The sequence below is a fragment of the Curtobacterium sp. A7_M15 genome (assembly GCF_030705415.1).
Classification (GTDB): Bacteria; Actinomycetota; Actinomycetes; order Actinomycetales; family Microbacteriaceae; genus Curtobacterium.
Genome location: NZ_JAUZED010000214.1, coordinates 1 through 2120, shown reverse-complemented (window position 1 = coordinate 2120; position 2120 = coordinate 1). Strand labels below are relative to the sequence as shown.

1 protein-coding gene is annotated in these 2120 nt (G+C 74.7%); it reads right to left on the bottom strand.

The window, feature by feature from the left end; genetic code table 11:
- Positions 1–49 precede the first annotated feature (49 nt).
- On the bottom strand, positions 50–1975 hold the full coding sequence (locus Q7F20_RS18485) for a hypothetical protein (RefSeq protein ID WP_305741516.1): 1926 nt from the start codon (positions 1973–1975) through the stop codon (positions 50–52).
- Positions 1976–2120 lie beyond the last annotated feature (145 nt).

Below are 2120 nucleotides of genomic sequence, written 5' to 3'. Positions count from 1 at the left end.
CCCCCCCCCCCCCCCCCCCCCGCGCCTCCCGTCCACCGGTGGTCGCGTCTCAGGCGCGACGGCGACGCAGCCGGTGGGCCAGCAGGCCGCCGCCGGCGGCGAGCAGTCCGAGCGCCCACGCCAGGGGGCCGGAGGTGTCCGCGCCCGTGTACGCGAGGTGCCCGGAACCGGTCTCCGCGGTGGCCGCCGCGGTCGCCGCGCTCGGGGTCACGTCGAACCGGACGTCCTGCGTGCGGCCCTGGTAGGCGACGGTCACGACGTGCGGCGACGCGTGCTCGAACGTGACCCAGGTCCCGACGGTGCTCGGGTCGTACACGATCCGGTCACTGGCCACGTCGCTCGTGACGGTCAGCGGGCCGCGCTCGGTGATCGCGTTCCCGTACGCGTCGACCGGCCCAGCGAGCACGAGCACGCGCTGCCCCTGCCGTGCGGGGACCGCGTCGACGACGTCCGAACCGTCCTCCGGGGTGAAGTGGGTGATCGTGTCGCCGTCGGCCGACCAGGTCTCCGAGCCCTGGTCACGGTCGGAGGGCAGGACCGTGACGACGAGCTTCGCGAACGCCGCGGGGGACACGGTGACCTCGACGTGGGCGACGGCCTCCTCTCCGCCGCTCGTCGCGACGACCTGGAACCAGAAGGACGTCGCCGAGGTCCCGGTCCCGGTCAGCACGCCGGTCTCCGGGTCGATCGCGAGGTCGAGCCCGTTCCGGGCGTACGTGTCGTCGAAGGGCTCGCCCAGGACGCCGCGCAGCTCGTAGCGGACGCCGGCCGGGTCCGGAGCGCCGTTCACCGCGAACGTCCGCTGGAACTCCTCGCCCGCAGTCGGTGCGATGGCGATCGGAGCGTCGGCGGTGGACGGGTCGACGAAGGCGAACGGCTCGTCGGTGACGTCGACCGTGAAGGACGTGGACACGCCGCCCTCCGAGACGGTCACCGTGCGGGAGCCCGCGCCGGAGAACGTCACCACGTTCGAGCCGGCCGGGTCCCACACGGCACGGTCGCCCGCGTCGGTGCTCGTGACGGTGGACCGGGGGTACTCGTCGTCCTCGTCGCTGCCGGTCACGCGGTTCCCGTAGGCGTCGACCGCGAGTCCCGCGAGGGTGAGTGTCTGCCCGTCGGCCACGGGCACCTCGGGCACGATGCGCACGCGCCCCTGTCCGGCCGCCTGCTCCCAGATAGTGCCGTCGGGCTCCACCTGCCACAGGCCGGTGGAGTCGGAGGTCGCGACCGAGAAGGTCACACCGACGGGGGTGCCGGGCTGCACCGTGAGTTCGACGTGCTCGACGGCGGTCTCGGACCCGCTCGTGGCGACGACCTGGAAGGTGTACCTCGCGGCTGCCCGGGCGGTGCCGGTCAGCGCTCCGGTGCTCCCGTCGAGCGTGAAGTCGTTGTCGAACGAGCCGTCCTCGCCGCGGAGCTCGTACGTCACGGTGCCCGTCCCGCCCGTCGCGGTGAACGTCCTGGACACGGTGTCGCCAGCGGTCGCCGTGAGGACGAGCGGGGCGTCGGCACTCGTGCCCTCGGGGAAGGCGAGGGCTGCGGCGGCGGACTGCTCCGGCTCCTCAGCCGACGCGCTCGCCGCGGGTGCACTCGCCGACGGTGCGCTCGCCGCCGGAGCGTTCGTCGGCGCGGACGGCTCGGGCGGCGCGGTCGGGTCGGCGCTCGAGCCGGCCGTCGGCTCCGTCGGCGGGTCGGACGTCGGGGCCGGCTCCGGCGAGGCTGCGGGGTCGCCGGTGACCACCGGGGGAGTCGTCCCCGTCTCGTCGGCGGTGGCCGACGTCGGGTCGCTCGCCGCGCCTCCCGAGCCGTCGGACGCGCCGGTAGTGACGGCGGTGGCGGGCGTGACCGGTGTCGGAGCCTCGTCGGCCATCGCGCTCGCGGCACCGATGCCGAACGCGGACGATGCGGTGACCACGGCGACGGCTGCGCCGATGGCGGCGCCGCGTCGGACTCTGGCGGTGCAGGACTGCTTCATGGGATCCCCCCTGGATGCTGTGTGGGGCACCGGGAGGTGCCCTCATCCTGGAGGTGTCGCGCCAGGGACGATCCTGACGACCCGGTCCGTCTCGATCCGGTAACGGCGTCCGAGCGCGGGCCGCTTCGGCCGCGACGGTCAGTCG

Bases quoted from the DNA above. Each gene is read 5' to 3' on its own strand.
- Q7F20_RS18485 (WP_305741516.1), bottom strand. From the start codon at position 1,975: ATGAAGCAGTCCTGCACCGCCAGAGTCCGACGCGGCGCCGCCATCGGC.